General features: G+C 45.3%; 9 protein-coding genes, 3 tRNA genes and 2 rRNA genes. 4 read left to right on the plus strand and 10 right to left on the minus strand.

Going from position 1 to position 16,254, the window contains the following annotated elements; genetic code table 11:
- Window positions 1-39: 39 nt before the first annotated feature.
- From OCV11_RS14525 to OCV11_RS14555, 7 genes are all read right to left on the minus strand, one after another.
- Window positions 40-2,926, minus strand: a 23S ribosomal RNA gene (locus tag OCV11_RS14525).
- Window positions 2,927-3,268: 342 nt separating this feature from the next.
- A tRNA-Ala gene (locus OCV11_RS14530) sits at window positions 3,269-3,344 on the minus strand.
- 25 nt (window positions 3,345-3,369) lie between these two features.
- Window positions 3,370-3,446: transfer RNA gene (locus tag OCV11_RS14535), tRNA-Ile, on the minus strand.
- 61 nt (window positions 3,447-3,507) lie between these two features.
- A 16S ribosomal RNA gene (locus OCV11_RS14540) occupies window positions 3,508-5,050 on the minus strand.
- The 16S and 23S rRNA genes sit together here with 2 tRNA genes alongside, the layout of an rRNA operon.
- A 461-nt stretch (window positions 5,051-5,511) precedes the next feature.
- Window positions 5,512-6,780 carry an HD-GYP domain-containing protein gene (locus OCV11_RS14545; protein ID WP_261893714.1) on the minus strand — a complete coding sequence of 423 codons (1,269 nt, stop codon included), beginning with the start codon at window positions 6,778-6,780 and terminating at the stop codon, window positions 5,512-5,514.
- 99 nt (window positions 6,781-6,879) lie between these two features.
- On the minus strand, window positions 6,880-7,407 hold the full coding sequence (locus OCV11_RS14550; protein ID WP_261893715.1) for a hypothetical protein: 528 nt from the start codon (window positions 7,405-7,407) through the stop codon (window positions 6,880-6,882).
- A tRNA-Leu gene (locus tag OCV11_RS14555) sits at window positions 7,378-7,462 on the minus strand. The genes OCV11_RS14550 and OCV11_RS14555 overlap by 30 nt, the downstream gene beginning before the upstream one ends.
- Before the next feature lie 329 nt (window positions 7,463-7,791).
- On the opposite strand from OCV11_RS14555, the gene OCV11_RS14560 reads away from it, so the two are divergent.
- The 3 genes from OCV11_RS14560 to OCV11_RS14570 are packed head-to-tail and all read left to right on the plus strand — an operon-like array spanning window position 7,792 to window position 10,911.
- Window positions 7,792-8,526: a glycosyltransferase family 2 protein gene (locus OCV11_RS14560; protein ID WP_261893716.1), complete on the plus strand. Its 735-nt coding sequence runs from the start codon at window positions 7,792-7,794 to the stop codon at window positions 8,524-8,526.
- On the plus strand, window positions 8,523-9,197 hold the full coding sequence (locus OCV11_RS14565; RefSeq protein WP_261893717.1) for a TVP38/TMEM64 family protein: 675 nt from the start codon (window positions 8,523-8,525) through the stop codon (window positions 9,195-9,197). Before OCV11_RS14560 ends, OCV11_RS14565 begins: the two co-directional genes overlap by 4 nt.
- Window positions 9,190-10,911 (plus strand): ArnT family glycosyltransferase, encoded by a 1,722-nt coding sequence (locus OCV11_RS14570; RefSeq protein WP_261893724.1) that lies wholly within the window; start codon window positions 9,190-9,192, stop codon window positions 10,909-10,911. Before OCV11_RS14565 ends, OCV11_RS14570 begins: the two co-directional genes overlap by 8 nt.
- An 87-nt stretch (window positions 10,912-10,998) precedes the next feature.
- Here the strand turns inward: OCV11_RS14570 and OCV11_RS14575 are convergent, their stop codons facing one another.
- From OCV11_RS14575 to lptF, 3 genes are all read right to left on the minus strand, one after another.
- On the minus strand, window positions 10,999-12,111 hold the full coding sequence (locus OCV11_RS14575; protein WP_261893725.1) for a glycerol dehydrogenase: 1,113 nt from the start codon (window positions 12,109-12,111) through the stop codon (window positions 10,999-11,001).
- A 223-nt stretch (window positions 12,112-12,334) separates the two neighbouring features.
- Window positions 12,335-13,405: an LPS export ABC transporter permease LptG gene (lptG, locus tag OCV11_RS14580; RefSeq protein ID WP_261893726.1), complete on the minus strand. Its 1,071-nt coding sequence runs from the start codon at window positions 13,403-13,405 to the stop codon at window positions 12,335-12,337.
- 3 nt (window positions 13,406-13,408) lie between these two features.
- On the minus strand, window positions 13,409-14,512 hold the full coding sequence (gene lptF / locus OCV11_RS14585) for an LPS export ABC transporter permease LptF (RefSeq protein ID WP_261893727.1): 1,104 nt from the start codon (window positions 14,510-14,512) through the stop codon (window positions 13,409-13,411).
- Between the two features lie 191 nt (window positions 14,513-14,703).
- Between lptF and pepA the strand changes: the two genes are divergently transcribed.
- Window positions 14,704-16,212, plus strand: a complete 1,509-nt coding sequence (pepA, locus tag OCV11_RS14590; RefSeq protein ID WP_261893728.1) for a leucyl aminopeptidase — start codon at window positions 14,704-14,706, stop codon at window positions 16,210-16,212.
- Window positions 16,213-16,254: the final 42 nt, after the last annotated feature.

Raw genomic sequence — 16,254 nt, forward strand, 5'->3', positions numbered from 1 at the left:
GTGTCTTAATCGAGTCCTACAAAACCCTTTTGGTGTTGTATGGTTAAGTCTCACGGGCAATTAGTACAGGTTAGCTCAACGCCTCACAACGCTTACACACCCTGCCTATCAACGTTCTAGTCTCGAACAACCCTTTAGGACGCTTATAGCGCCAGGGAGAACTCATCTCAAGGCTCGCTTCCCGCTTAGATGCTTTCAGCGGTTATCGATTCCGAACTTAGCTACCGGGCAATGCGTCTGGCGACACAACCCGAACACCAGAGGTTCGTCCACTCCGGTCCTCTCGTACTAGGAGCAGCCCCTTTCAATTCTCCAACGCCCACGGCAGATAGGGACCGAACTGTCTCACGACGTTCTAAACCCAGCTCGCGTACCACTTTAAATGGCGAACAGCCATACCCTTGGGACCGACTTCAGCCCCAGGATGTGATGAGCCGACATCGAGGTGCCAAACACCGCCGTCGATATGAACTCTTGGGCGGTATCAGCCTGTTATCCCCGGAGTACCTTTTATCCGTTGAGCGATGGCCCTTCCATTCAGAACCACCGGATCACTATGACCTGCTTTCGCACCTGCTCGAACCGTCATTCTCGCAGTTAAGCGGGCTTATGCCATTGCACTAACCTCACGATGTCCAACCGTGATTAGCCCACCTTCGTGCTCCTCCGTTACTCTTTGGGAGGAGACCGCCCCAGTCAAACTACCCACCAGGCACTGTCCTTGTCCCAGATAATGGGACTAAGTTAGAACATCAAACATACAAGGGTGGTATTTCAAGGTCGACTCCACGAAAACTGGCGTCTTCGCTTCATAGCCTCCCACCTATCCTACACATGTAGGCTCAATGTTCAGTGCCAAGCTGTAGTAAAGGTTCACGGGGTCTTTCCGTCTAGCCGCGGGTACACTGCATCTTCACAGCGATTTCAATTTCACTGAGTCTCGGGTGGAGACAGCGTGGCCATCATTACGCCATTCGTGCAGGTCGGAACTTACCCGACAAGGAATTTCGCTACCTTAGGACCGTTATAGTTACGGCCGCCGTTTACCGGGGCTTCGATCAAGAGCTTCGCTTGCGCTAACCCCATCAATTAACCTTCCGGCACCGGGCAGGCGTCACACCGTATACGTCATCTTACGATTTTGCACAGTGCTGTGTTTTTAATAAACAGTTGCAGCCACCTGGTATCTGCGACTCTCAATAGCTCCATCCGCAAGGGACTTCACCGTCGAGAGCGTACCTTCTCCCGAAGTTACGGTACCATTTTGCCTAGTTCCTTCACCCGAGTTCTCTCAAGCGCCTTGGTATTCTCTACCCGACCACCTGTGTCGGTTTGGGGTACGATTCCTTACAATCTGAAGCTTAGAGGCTTTTCCTGGAAGCATGGCATCAATGACTTCACACCCTTGGGTGCTCGACATCGTGTCTCAGTCTTAGGTGTCCGGATTTGCCTAAACACCCAACCTACGCACTTGAACTTGGACGACCGTCGCCAAGCCCACCTAGCCTTCTCCGTCCCCCCATCGCAATTGTAAGAAGTACGGGAATATTAACCCGTTTCCCATCGACTACGCATTTCTGCCTCGCCTTAGGGGTCGACTTACCCTGCCCCGATTAACGTTGGACAGGAACCCTTGGTCTTCCGGCGTGGAGGTTTTTCACCCCCATTATCGTTACTCATGTCAGCATTCGCACTTCTGATACCTCCAGCAAGCTTTACAACTCACCTTCAACGGCTTACAGAACGCTCCCCTACCCAATACAATAAATTGCATTGCCGCAGCTTCGGTTTATAGCTTAGCCCCGTTACATCTTCCGCGCAGGCCGACTCGACTAGTGAGCTATTACGCTTTCTTTAAATGATGGCTGCTTCTAAGCCAACATCCTAGCTGTCTAAGCCTTCCCACATCGTTTCCCACTTAGCTATAATTTGGGACCTTAGCTGGCGGTCTGGGTTGTTTCCCTCTTCACGACGGACGTTAGCACCCGCCGTGTGTCTCCCGGATAGTACTTACTGGTATTCGGAGTTTGCAAAGGGTTGGTAAGTCGGGATGACCCCCTAGCCTTAACAGTGCTCTACCCCCAGTAGTATTCGTCCGAGGCGCTACCTAAATAGCTTTCGGGGAGAACCAGCTATCTCCGAGTTTGATTGGCCTTTCACCCCTAGCCACAAGTCATCCGCTAATTTTTCAACATTAGTCGGTTCGGTCCTCCAGTTGATGTTACTCAACCTTCAACCTGCCCATGGCTAGATCACTCGGTTTCGGGTCTATATCCAGAGACTGTGCGCCCAGTTAAGACTCGGTTTCCCTACGGCTCCCCTAAACGGTTAACCTTGCCACTGAATATAAGTCGCTGACCCATTATACAAAAGGTACGCAGTCACCCCACAAAGGAGGCTCCTACTGCTTGTACGTACACGGTTTCAGGTTCTATTTCACTCCCCTCACAGGGGTTCTTTTCGCCTTTCCCTCACGGTACTGGTTCACTATCGGTCAGTCAGGAGTATTTAGCCTTGGAGGATGGTCCCCCCATGTTCAGACAGGATAACACGTGTCCCGCCTTACTCGTTTTCACTTACTATGCGTTATCAGCTACGGGGCTATCACCCTGTATCGCGGCCCTTTCCAGAGCCTTCGCCTGACGCATAATAAACTTAAGGGCTAATCCAATTTCGCTCGCCGCTACTTTCGGAATCTCGGTTGATTTCTTTTCCTCGGGGTACTTAGATGTTTCAGTTCTCCCGGTTCGCTTCTTTAACCTATGTATTCAGTTAAAGATAACTGCTTATGCAGTTGGGTTTCCCCATTCGGAAATCGTAGACTCAAGTGGCTCTTACTGCCTCATCTACGCTTATCGCAAGTTAGTACGTCCTTCATCGCCTCTGACTGCCAAGGCATCCACCGTGTACGCTTAGTCACTTAACCATACAACCCAAAAAAGTTTCGAGTTGAACTATTTGTCTCCACTTTTAAAAAGTGAAATCAAAGGTTAGTCACCAAGGTTGTCTGCATTTTTATACATGTTGCAGACTCGATATTGCCGGACTCAATTTTGAATATTCACTGTAAAAGTGAATCCAAGAACACTTGAATGTGTTTTTGTTTGTCTTCTTAACGAAGACAATTGAGAACTTTACAAACAATGTTTTATTTCATTGAAATAAAACATTGTTTTGTCAGCTTTCCAAATTGTTAAAGAGCAAAGATTTTCTTTCATAAAGAAAGTAAAACCATTTTTAAGAACACTGTCGCAAATGCGCTTAAAGATGGTGGAGCTATGCGGGATCGAACCGCAGACCTCCTGCGTGCAAGGCAGGCGCTCTCCCAGCTGAGCTATAACCCCATCGGTGTTTTCCTTACGGAAATATTGGTGGGTCTGAGTGGACTTGAACCACCGACCTCTCGCTTATCAGGCGAACGCTCTAACCACCTGAGCTACAGACCCACTAGGTGCTCTATTAAACCGTATCAATCTGTGTGAACACTCATCGCAATAATCTTCGTATTAAGGAGGTGATCCAGCGCCAGGTTCCCCTAGCGCTACCTTGTTACGACTTCACCCCAGTCATGAACCACAAAGTGGCAAGCGTCCTCCCGAAGGTTAAACTACCTGCTTCTTTTGCAGCCCACTCCCATGGTGTGACGGGCGGTGTGTACAAGGCCCGGGAACGTATTCACCGTGGCATTCTGATCCACGATTACTAGCGATTCCGACTTCATGGAGTCGAGTTGCAGACTCCAATCCGGACTACGACATACTTTTTGGGATTCGCACACTTTCGCAAGTTAGCCGCCCTCTGTATATGCCATTGTAGCACGTGTGTAGCCCTACTCGTAAGGGCCATGATGACTTGACGTCGTCCCCACCTTCCTCCGGTTTATCACCGGCAGTCTCCCTGGAGTTCCCGACATTACTCGCTGGCAAACAAGGATAAGGGTTGCGCTCGTTGCGGGACTTAACCCAACATTTCACAACACGAGCTGACGACAGCCATGCAGCACCTGTCTCAGAGTTCCCGAAGGCACCAAAGCATCTCTGCTAAGTTCTCTGGATGTCAAGAGTAGGTAAGGTTCTTCGCGTTGCATCGAATTAAACCACATGCTCCACCGCTTGTGCGGGCCCCCGTCAATTCATTTGAGTTTTAATCTTGCGACCGTACTCCCCAGGCGGTCTACTTAACGCGTTAGCTCCGAAAGCCACGGCTCAAGGCCACAACCTCCAAGTAGACATCGTTTACGGCGTGGACTACCAGGGTATCTAATCCTGTTTGCTCCCCACGCTTTCGCATCTGAGTGTCAGTGTCTGTCCAGGGGGCCGCCTTCGCCACCGGTATTCCTCCAGATCTCTACGCATTTCACCGCTACACCTGGAATTCTACCCCCCTCTACAGCACTCTAGCCTGCCAGTTTCAAATGCGATTCCGAGGTTAAGCCCCGGGCTTTCACATCTGACTTAACAGACCACCTGCATGCGCTTTACGCCCAGTAATTCCGATTAACGCTCGCACCCTCCGTATTACCGCGGCTGCTGGCACGGAGTTAGCCGGTGCTTCTTCTGCAGCTAACGTCAAATGATGAGAGTATTAATCTCACCATCTTCCTCACTGCTGAAAGTACTTTACAACCCGAAGGCCTTCTTCATACACGCGGCATGGCTGCATCAGGCTTGCGCCCATTGTGCAATATTCCCCACTGCTGCCTCCCGTAGGAGTCTGGACCGTGTCTCAGTTCCAGTGTGGCTGATCATCCTCTCAGACCAGCTAGGGATCGTCGCCTTGGTGAGCCCTTACCTCACCAACTAGCTAATCCCATCTGGGCGTATCCGATAGCGAAAGGTCCGAAGATCCCCTTCTTTGCTCTTGCGAGGTTATGCGGTATTAGCCATCGTTTCCAATGGTTATCCCCCTCTATCGGGCAACTTCCCAGACATTACTCACCCGTCCGCCGCTCGCCACCCAAGGAACAAGTTCCTCTGTGCTGCCGCTCGACTTGCATGTGTTAGGCCTGCCGCCAGCGTTCAATCTGAGCCATGATCAAACTCTTCAATTAAAAGTTTTTTCGGCTCAATGAATACTGAATAAATTGACTGTGCTAAGTCCGAAGACTTAATTGGTCACTCAGTTCATTGAAACCATTGTGCTTCCTAAGAAGCTATGATTATCATCAACGAGTGCCCACACAGATTGATAGGTTTAAATTGTTAAAGAGCTTGCTTTTCAAGAACTTTTCTTTCGAAGCGGAGGTGCATTCTAGCGATTTCGTTGTCAGTGTCAAACACTTTTTTCAACTTTCTCATTCGAGCGTCTTATCCTCTTACTGATACCGCTGAAGCCTTGTGGCGTCTGCCGTGTCAGTGGGGCGCATTATAGGGAGTTATAAAATGTTGGCAAGCAGAATAATGCGTTTTTTTACTGAAAAACGTTCGTTTGAACAAACTTACAGCAACCTATTTTTTATACCCAAACAGCCCTCAGAATGGTAACAAGTTACACACAGAATCCTGTGGATAACTATTCATTACCATCAAAGAAATAGGATACTCGAGCTCTTGGATTTAGATACTCGCGAATTTTGTCCGGTAGTTTATTAGGAAGGATTGCATTCACTATCTTTATGTCTTTATCTGCCAAGTCAATAATTGGGGCTTGGTTACGTGGAACGCTGGGGTCATAGATGAGTACATTGGGGAACAGCAGATTGTTAATGTTGACTGAGATGACTAACCCGACCATCTCATTAGAAAGCTGAACGACAGTGCCTGGAGGGAACACCCCCATGAACTTAACCAGAATACTTAAGTTCTCTTGGTCATAAAGATGTTTGCAGTTTTTAAATAGATGCGACAGAGCAATGTATGGAATCTTTTGTTCACTTGGAATGTTGGGATGGCAAAGGTTATCAAATGCATTTGCTACAGCGACCACTTTCGCCAACTCATCGATAGCATCACCTTTTAACCCCTGAGGATACCCAGAACCATCATTGAGTTCATGATGCTGTTCAATCACCTTACGTGCTGTCTCGGGAAAGTCCTCTATATTACCTGCTATCTCTAAACCATATTTGGTATGCAGCTTAAGATAGTTGAGTTCCGGCTCGCTTAGCTGAGTCTGTTTACGAACAATGGCCGTCGGCACTCTTACTTTGCCCATATCATGAAAGAGTGCAGCAAACGCCAACTCTTTTATCTTTTCTGGCGCATACTCTTTTGCTCGGCCGATCATCATCGCAATAACAGCTACGTTAAGAGAGTGAAAATAGATATCTTCAAATTCACTCTTACTGTTCATGAGATGCAAAGTCACATTATCGTCGCTTAACAGTTTATCGACGACATCCTCTACTAGTTGACTCGCTTCATTTACCGCATCCATTGGTCTATTGCGAATTTTGTTCATCACTGCACGCATACGTGAAAGCGATCGTTCAAACTCTTTTTCAACGGCACTCACTCTTCTTCTATAAGTGTTGAGTTTTTCAATGCGCTTTTGCTTCTCTTGCCACAGTTTATCGACTTCTTGATCAAATTCAGATTGAGCCTCAGCTTCAGTGGAATCTGGTTGGCTATCTTGTTCACTTTTAGGAGGGAGAGGTTCAGTATCACTCTGATTAGTATTCAGGAAGACATGTTGAATACCTAAATGACGAATAAGATTGATCTGCTCTTGAGATTTAATTTTGAAGCTATTAAATAGAAAGGGGTGATCATTCCACTTCACAGGAAGTCGAATATGTAAACCAGGTTTCAGACGATCGACAGTAATCTTGATACTCGCCACTCTTTTACCCCATACCAATTTACGACAATTCTTTAAGTCTAGGATAAGGTATAAAAGTATGACTAGTGATAAAGATAACGTTTTTGTGAAATGGATGAGTTATTGATAGTAGTGCAAACCACCAGCTGAGGTTTCTTGTATATCAAAAGCAAACAAGAACCGCACCGAAGGTAACGTTATCAGCTCCCAAATTTCAGACGCAAAAAAGCCGCTAATAAATAGCGGCTTCTTCGAATTTGGTACCACTGGGCGGACTGATTGGACTGGCATTCCAGCCGCCGCACCGAAGGCAACGTTTTTAATTTGCCAAACGTCAGACGAAAAAAAGCCGCTAATAAATAGCGGCTTCTTTGAATTTGGTACCACTCGGCGGACTGATTGGACTGGCATTCCAGCCGCCGCACCGAAGGCAACGTTTTTAATTTGCCAAACGTCAGACGAAAAAAAGCCGCTAATAAATAGCGGCTTCTTTGAATTTGGTACCACTCGGCGGACTGATTGGACTGGCATTCCAGCCGCCGCACCGAAGGCAACGTTTTTAATTTCCCAAACCTCAGACGAAAAAAAGCCGCTAATAAATAGCGGCTTCTTCGAATTTGGTACCACTGGGCGGACTTGAACCGCCACGCCCGAAGGCAACGGATTTTGAATCCGTCATGTCTACCAATTCCATCACAGTGGCATTGCATCTCAAGGGATTTGCCCTTTCGATGTGACGCATTATACGTAAGAAATGCAGGCGCGCAATAGTAAATTTTTGAATTTTAAATCGTTTGCTGATATTTTCACCAAACGATCGATTTAATAGTCAAATTTGCCAACTATTAGGCAACTTTTCAGCAGAATTAGTGTTCAACATATCCTGATAACAGCTTATATTGTCGTCTTTATATTACCAGTATTACTAATTTAGCTTTTCAGTCCAACACATGAGTGCTTAGCTTTCATACTATCGTCATTGATTTAAGCATATTATGCTGCTCTGATAAGCGACAACACCGGCTTACTATTATGATAAAACTCTCTGTGGTGTTACCAGCGAAGAACGAAGAAGGTAACATCGGTCCTCTTATTGAAGAAATACATAACGCATTAAACTCTCATATCACCTTTGAGGTAGTACTCACAGATGATGGGAGTACTGATAACACTGGGAAAGAAGCTGTAGAGACAGCTGCCCGTCTCGGTTGCTCGCTCACTCTACTACATCATCCTCAAAGTTGTGGTCAAAGTACCGCGGTTCATAGTGCTGTTCGTCATGCAAAAGGTAAATGGATTGCGACTCTCGATGCTGATGGCCAGAATGATCCAGCAGACCTACTCGGTATGATTGAGAAAGCCGAAAACCTTTCTGTTGAACATTTTTGTATTGCAGGCTTTCGTAACAAACGTAAAGACACCGCATGGGTACACTTTCAATCCCGCGTAGCTAATGCTGTACGCCAATTTTTCCTCGCCGATGGAGTTCCAGACTCAGGATGTGGATTAAAAGTTTTTCCCCGCGAGACTTTTTTACTTCTTCCATACTTTGATCATATGCATCGATTCCTACCTGCCTTAATTCGCAGAATGAATGGTGAAATCATCGTTTATCCAGTCAACCATCGCGAACGTACTGTTGGGGTTTCTAAATACAACGTATGGAACCGACTCTGGGTTGGGATTGTCGATATGTTTGGTGTAATGTGGCTTCGCAAACGCACCATGTGGCCAACTATTGAAATTAGACACACAGACCAAGAATGAAACTGCTCAAGATCATCTTCTTATGTGCGTTATGTATCCTGATCTATTCAGAATCTGATAGTGATATTTGGATTCATATTGCAGATAAAAACTGGATTGCAAATTACGTTGCCAACGATGGTGTTCGTGGGTTAAGCATTCTATTGGTATTTGGTGCCGTATTTACCGCATGTGGTGGGCCCAGACAACTGATCGCATTCACATTTGGCTTCACGTTTGGTGGAGTGCTAGGCACTCTACTCTGTCTACTTAGTGCGATCACTGGTGCTATCTGCACCTATGCGCTAGCTGCTTGGATTTTTCGAGAAAGCTTAACGCGCAAATTGGGTAAGCGTTACCGTAAATTCAAAGGTTTTGTGGATACTCAACCCTTTTCCAAAGTGTTGCTACTACGTATTTTTCCTCTTGGTAGCAACCTCATCACCAACCTATTATCAGGAATCACAGGAGTTCCTGTGCTTTCTTTTATTGGTGCCTCCTTGCTTGGTTATCTGCCTCAAACCATCATTTTTGCTCTTGCAGGTTCAGGAGTAGGTTCTGCAAGTCAATGGCAGTTAATTGTCAGCATCATTCTAGGTATAGTGAGTTTGGTTCTTACCCATTACTTATATCAACGATATAAGCAATCTCTTCATTCAGAAGAACAGCTAGGGGAACATTCGAATGTTTAAGTCTCTCTCCGACCGCTTTTATAGTGACGATTACTATAAGGTACTCTCTTTATTACTTTTCTTTGCCTTTATTATTATCGCGATGGGGATTGGTTTACGTGGTCCTTGGCCAGCAGACGAACCCCGCTTTGCTGAAGCAGCAAAAGAAATGGTGGTTTCTGGGAATTGGTTTTTCCCATTGCGTGGTGGAGAACTGTATCCAGATAAACCCCCCATTTTTATGTGGGCGATCGCCATTTTCTATAGCTTAACCAACAGTATTTACTGGTCTTTTTTAATTCCCAATACCATTGCAGGTCTTGTCACTCTCGTATGTGTTTATGACATATCGGCAAAACTGTGGAGTGTAAAAGTCGCCCGCAACGCATTTTTGCTATTGATGCTCATCCCGCAGTTTGTGCTACAAGCCAAAACAGCCCAAATTGACGCGATGGTTACCTGCTGGATTACAATTGCGATGTATGGCTTTATTCGCCACTACTTCATTAAGCAGAGTTGGCTTTGGTATGGACTGAGCTGGGCATTTATGGGATTGGGTATCATCACCAAAGGTGTCGGCTTCTTACCTATCCTCTTCTTAATTCCAGCCCTCACCTATCGCATTCGTTCTGGAGAGACATCCGTTAAACGAGCGATTGGCGAGATTGTATTTGGGTTGATTTGCATGCTGCTGGTTTTATCTGCTTGGTTCTTCCCGATGTTGCATTGGGTTGATGTCAGCGGTAATCCAGATTACATGGCGTATCGAGATAACATCCTATTCAAACAAACAGCAAAGCGCTATGCAGATTCTTGGACTCATTTACAGCCTTGGTATCACTTTGTGTTACAAGTTATTCCAGGTTTTTGGTTTCCAGCATCACTTTTCCTATTCAGCCGTAGCTTCTGGAAAAACTATCACCAAGACCGTGTCATTCGCTCGCTTCTGATTTGGGTTGCTCTCGTCGTGTTTTTCTTTAGCCTAAGTCCTGGTAAACGTGGGGTCTACATACTACCTGCAGTTCCGATGCTGGTTGTCTGCTTCTCGCATTGGTTGACTCATAAAACTATGGAGCGGTGGATGAGCGTCCTCATCAAATGGGTGACTTGGGTACTTAACTTAGCCTTGTTTGTGGTTGCCATCCTACTGTTTACCCATAATAAAGGGCTGATTAAAAACCTAGGTGAAGATCCAGATGTGATTGGCTTTGCCATTTTCTTTACTGTAACCGCACTGATATGGCTCGCCATCAACATCAAAATGCATCGTTCGCAAATACTATGCAAATTTGGTGTTTTGATGTCGATAACCTGGATTCTCTATAGCTCCTGGGGATATGTTTTGCTTGATCCGGTAAGAACCCCCGCAAAAGAGGTCATGACCGAAGCGGCTGAAGCCATTGGCCCTAACGGACACTTAGCCATCGTTGACTATCGTGAACAATTTTTACTTTATTCACCCGTAGAGCTGACCCAATTTAGCTATCTTGCCGATATTGACGATCAATACCGCAACGCTTGGCTGTGGATTCAACAAGGGGAAAACCGCTTTGTGATTGGCCGCGATAATGACAATCTCGTTTGCTTCAACGCAGATAAAGCAAAATTCATTGGTAAAGCGCATCGTAGGGGCTGGTATCTCTTCGATATCAATTCCATTTTGCCAAACTGCGAACCACCAACCAAAGTTAAGCAGTATGTGATGCCGTTCGCTAAGCATGCGGTGACTGACTAGTTATTACTTCGCAGTGACTATAAAAAAAGCGCCGACCACGGCGCTTTTTTTGCGTTAGTAGAAAACTCATTTTGTATCTATGGCAAACTAAGCTTTAGCTTTATAACGGTGAGCCATATTATTAGCGGCAACCATTGCGCTATAAACTTCTTCTTCCGTAACGGCTTTAGGCATGTTGCTCATGGTATCACCTTCTGCACAGGCAATTTGAGCCACTTTACGCCATTCAGATTCAACAAACTTGGTCAGCCCCATATCTTCAAGTGTCAAAGGTAAACCAACGGTTTTCACAATCCGAATTACTTCATCGATTTCTGCTTTAGGTGCATTTTCTAACACTAGCTGAGTGAGCAAGCCAAATACCACTTTTTCACCATGCTGAGCTTTATGTAAATCAGGTACAGCTGACATACCATTGTTAACCGCGTGAGCTGCGGCCAAACCACCTGCTTCAGCGCCAACACCACTTAGGTAAATGGTCGCTTCAATAGTTTGTTCCAAAGCTGGAGTCGTGATTTTATTTTTCAACGCATCCATAGCGGCTTCAACGTTTTCACTGAGTAGTTCATAACACAGTCGTGCTAAGCCCAAACCAGTACGAGAAGGTTTTTTCAAAACAAGGTTGACACCATCACATGCATAGCAAGCTCTTGCTTCAAAATAGGTAGCCAAAGCATCACCCACACCAGCTGCGAAGAAACGTGCAGGTGCACCAGAGATAATGTCTGTATCTGCAATCACTGCATCAGGGTTTTGAGGTAGGAATAGATAATGGTCAAATTCACCATTAGATTTATAGATAACCGCTAGAGCGGTACATGGTGCATCAGTTGATGCGATAGTTGGGTAAAGAATAACAGGCAGTTTTTCTTGATAACCGACAGCTTTAGCACAGTCCAATGTTTTACCACCACCAACGCCAACGATAACATTTGCGTGGGTTTTCACTGCCAATTTTGCATTACGATCGATCTCTTCTTGAGTACATTCGTAATTAAATTTTTCAGCCGTTGCGGTCAGGTTGCTGTCTTTTTCAATGGCAGCAATCGCTTCTTCTTTGACTTTGGTAAGAATGAATTCATCACAGATGATAAACGCATTGTTGCCAAAATCTTTCACATAATCTGGAAGTTGAGCGAGCAAACCAGTACCGATAATAAATTTTTTAGGTGACGTTACTGTCCGTGGTGTTTTATTCACAACTTGCTCCTTTGTAATAGTATTAAACCACGCACATATCCTAGCAAAGTGTGCTGTGGATTCTTTGACCTCAGGCACGTTAATTACGTTAGGCGAACTAAACTCGGGATTTTTTCCTATCACAGACAAACATTGCTTGCGCCGCAACTCCATTTTGCCCAATAAAAAAGGAAGCTAGCGCTTCCTTTTAATCATCAAATAAGCTGTCTTACTTATTCATTTATTATGCTTTGCGCCCCATAAGGACTAACGCAATCGTTAGAAACACAAGACTTGGCGCTATTGCTCCAATAAATGGAGGGAAACCATACACTAAGCTTAGTGGGCCAAAAAACTCGCTCGAAATATAGAAAGTAAAGCCAGCGATCACCCCAGACAAAATACGAGCGCCCATGGTCACACTACGCAGTGGACCAAAAATAAACGACAACGCCATTAACATCATGACCGCAATAGAGAAAGGTTGAGTAATCTTACGCCAAAACGCTAGGTCATATCGCGAAGCATCTTGCTCTGAGGCTTTAAGATAATGTACATAGCTGTACAAACCACTCAGTGACAATTCTTCAGGTTTTACCGTAACAACCTGCAGTTTGTCTGGCTCTAAAGACGTTTTCCACTGATAGGTTGGCAAATTGGTTTTCTTAATCACTATGTTGTCACGCATATCGGTCAAGGTCGCGTTTTTCAATAACCAATGTTTACCTTTGATGTAATCTGCTTCTTTAGCAAACAATACTTCAGTTAACTTTTTATCATCGTTAAAACGCCACATATTAATGCCATACAGCTTATCGTCATCGATCTTAGTGATGAAAATAAAGTCACTGGCATCTTTAGCCCAAACTCCTGTTTGTACTGATAAAATATTACCGTTAGAGGTGGCAAATGCGCGCATATCTCGAGCCAATTTCTGCGCTTGTGGTGCACCCCATTCACCTAGCAAGGTGATGATGATCATCAAGGGAACAGCGGTTTTCAACACAGACAAACCGATTTGTAACTTCGAATACCCCGCAGCTTGCATCACCACTAGCTCAGAACTCGAAGCCAACATACCCAAACCGATCAGAGCGCCCAAAAGTGCCGCCATAGGGAAAAACATTTCGATATCACGAGGCACGCTCAAAATAACGAAATAGAGCGCATGCAACAAATCGTATGATCCTTTGCCCACTTTACGCAGCTGATCGACGTATTTGATGATTCCAGACAAACCAACAAAGGTCACCAAAACCAAAGTCGACGTGGCAATAATCGTTCGGCCAATATACCAATCAAGAATTTTAAACACGACTTACGCCACCTTTCTTTTTTGTCTGAGCTTATCTTTAAATCTTCTCACAGGAAGACTATCTAACGAGTTCACAATAATGGCAGCCACTAAAAGACCCGCGTTAATTGGCCACATCCCTAACGCAGCAGGAATCGCTCCATCTTCTAACGCTGACTTAGTCGCACTGATGGCTAAGAAATACGCCAAATAGATCAAAATCGCCGGCCCCATTTTGGCAAAACGACCTTGTCTTGGGTTCACCGCAGATAATGGGACAACCAACATAGTTAGTAATGGAATACACACCACTAAGGAAATACGCCACTGCAGCTCTGCCTGCGCTTTCGGATTCGAGTTTTTCATCAATTGCATGGTCGGGATGGCTTCCCAATCGCGATCTTCATGTTCAACTTCACGCTGACCAATTAAGCCTTGATATTGCTCGAAGGTGGTAATCATGTAATTCACTTGTGTGGGTACACCTTCATAACGTGTACCGTCATACATAGTGATCACTTGGCGACCATCGCTTAACTCTTTTACATCTCCTGAATTGGAGAACATAACACTGGGCAGTACCGATTCTCTTGGCGTTAACTGAGCCACAAAAACATTCGACAGTTTTTTGTTTTCGATGTCATCAATAAATACCACTGAAGATCCATCTGGAGAACGTTGAAACTGACCTTTTTGCAGCAAGTCGACACTGTTATCAGCAGAAAGCTGCTCCATCAATTGAGCCACTTTGTCTTGGCTCCATGGCGATAACCACCACGAGTTAAAGGCCGCAGCAGCTGACGTAATTAACGCCAGATACAATGCAGCCCGCACTAAAAATTTGTTGCCAATGCCGGTGGCATTCATCACGGTGATTTCGCTTTCCGCATAAAGTCGACCAAAGGTAAGCAAAATACCTATATACAAACTCAATGGCAGCATCAAAAGCCCCATTGATGGCATATTCAATCCTACGACAGATAAAATCATTCGTGCAGGAATTTCGCCATCAGAAGCATCAGCTAAAACCCGGATAAACTTCTGGCTCAGAAACACTAAAAAAAGTACAAAAAAGATGGCAAATTGACTCTTTAGTGTTTCGCGGATCAAATATCGGACAATAATCACGCTGAAATTACCTATACAAAACTTGTTTTTTTGATTGAATCACTATAATTTCTCGTTGAACCTTTTATTTTTGAAATTTTCACTATTTGTTAGCACTCAACTTTAAAAGGTAGCTCCCTTTAGGGATTCAACAAGTAAGAGTGCATTATCCAACATTTAGTTCTATTTGTCTTTAGGATGTAGGAGTACGCATGGAGTTCAGTGTTAAAAGTGGTAGCCCAGAGAAACAACGTAGCGCTTGTATCGTTGTGGGCGTATTCGAACCACGCCGCCTTTCTCCAGTGGCAGAACAACTCGATAAGATCAGCGATGGTTATATCAGCTCACTGCTTCGTCGCGGTGATCTAGAAGGTAAACCTGGGCAGATGCTACTGCTGCATCAAGTACCGGGAGTTCTGTCTGAACGCGTTTTACTCGTAGGTTGTGGTAAAGAACGCGAACTGGGTGAACGTCAGTACAAAGAAATTATTCAAAAAACCATCAGCACATTGAACGAAACAGGTTCAATGGAAGCGGTATGTTTTCTTACAGAATTGCACGTAAAAGGCCGTGATACTTATTGGAAAGTTCGTCAAGCGGTTGAAGCCACCAAAGATGGCCTTTACACGTTCGATCAATTTAAATCCGTTAAGCCAGAGACTCGCCGTCCATTACGTAAATTGGTATTCAACGTACCAACACGTCGCGAACTCAGCTTAGGTGAAAAAGCAATCGCTCATGGTCTGGCGATCGCCTCTGGTGTGAAAGCATGTAAAGACTTAGGCAACATGCCACCTAACATTGCTAACCCAGCTTATTTAGCCTCTCAAGCTCGCCGTCTTGCTGATGACTTCGACACTGTCACCACAAAAATCATTGGCGAAGAAGAGATGGAAAAATTGGGTATGTATTCATACCTCGCTGTTGGTCGTGGTTCGAAAAACGAATCCATGATGTCGGTTATCGAATACAAAGGTAACCCAGATGAAACGGCTAAACCTATCGTTCTCGTGGGCAAAGGCCTAACCTTTGACTCAGGCGGCATTTCACTCAAACCAGGCGAAGGCATGGATGAGATGAAATACGATATGTGTGGCGCAGCCTCCGTGTTTGGAGCGATGAAAGCACTGGCGCAAATGAATTTGCCAATCAATGTTATTGGTGTGCTTGCTGGTTGTGAAAACATGCCTGGCAGTAACGCTTACCGTCCAGGTGATATCCTGACTACCATGTCAGGCCAAACAGTTGAAGTGCTTAACACGGATGCTGAAGGTCGTTTGGTTCTTTGTGATGCACTGACTTACGTAGAACGCTTCGAACCAGAATGTGTTATTGATGTAGCAACCTTGACTGGCGCTTGTGTGATTGCACTTGGTCATCACATCAGCGGTGTTATGGCAAACCATAACCCACTTGCTCATGAAATTGTTAACGCGTCAGAGCAAGCAAGTGATCGCGCATGGCGACTGCCTCTTGCTGACGAATACCATGAGCAGCTTAGAAGCCCATTTGCTGATATGGCAAACATTGGTGGCCGTCCTGGTGGTGCTATTACTGCTGGTTGTTTCTTGTCGAAGTTTGCCAAGAAATACAACTGGGCACACATTGACATCGCAGGTACTGCATGGAAATCTGGAGCAGCTAAAGGATCGACGGGTCGCCCTGTCTCTTTACTTGTCCAATTCTTGCTAAACCGCAGTGGCCTAGAGACTGAAGAGTAATTTGAATAAAGGGCCGTAAGGCCCTTTTTACTTCGCACCTTA

Source organism: Vibrio porteresiae DSM 19223, from assembly GCF_024347055.1.
GTDB lineage: Bacteria > Pseudomonadota > Gammaproteobacteria > Enterobacterales > Vibrionaceae > Vibrio > Vibrio porteresiae.